The following is a 669-nucleotide window of genomic DNA, read 5'->3' on the forward strand; positions in this document are numbered from 1 at the left end:
CTTGGTACAGAACTCTTCTAGAGCGGCCTTTCCTTGTTCTTCACTCTCCGCACGGTATACGGCTTTAAAATCATGGCAGATCTCAAGCCGGTCCGTTACACGTACTTTGTGGGCGATGCTGCGTGAAACATGGACACAGCAAGACTGGTATTTCGCTTTAGGATAAACTTGCTCAATGGCAGACACAATGCCCTTTAAACCATCGGAGATAAAGAGCAAGACCTCTTCGGTGCCGCGTGCTTTCACATCTTGAAGGAGATCATTCCATAGGTAAGCAGACTCTGTTGGAGCAATGGTATACGCTAACACCTCTTTGGAGCCATCCTCACGAATACCGACGGCCAGATAGACGGCTTCTTTAGAGACCGTATCCCTTTTGACAGCAACATAAGTGGCATCGATATACACGCAAACATAACGCTTAGCCAGCTTGCGTGTCGTAAAGGCATCGACATGTTCAACCATGGTCTTCGTCATATTCGATACGGTTTGCGGTGTGTAGTGATGTCCATACATTTTCTCAATGAGGTCCGCAATCTCCGTCATCGTCACACCTTTCTGGAACATGTGAATGACGAAGGATTCCAGCGTGTCATTGGATCGCTTGTACGGAGCAATCGTTTGCTGTTTAAACTCCCCGTTGCGATCCCTGGGAATAGTGAGCTTTAA

The 669-nt window shown here is 47.5% G+C and carries 1 protein-coding gene; it reads right to left on the reverse strand.

Annotated features, from left to right (window positions below):
* A partial coding sequence (locus ACFPXP_RS07985; RefSeq protein ID WP_379893711.1) for an IS256 family transposase occupies positions 1 to 669 on the reverse strand: 669 nt, incomplete at both ends.

Source organism: Marinicrinis lubricantis (assembly GCF_042658665.1).
Classification (GTDB): Bacteria; Bacillota; Bacilli; order Paenibacillales; family KCTC-33676; genus Marinicrinis; species Marinicrinis lubricantis.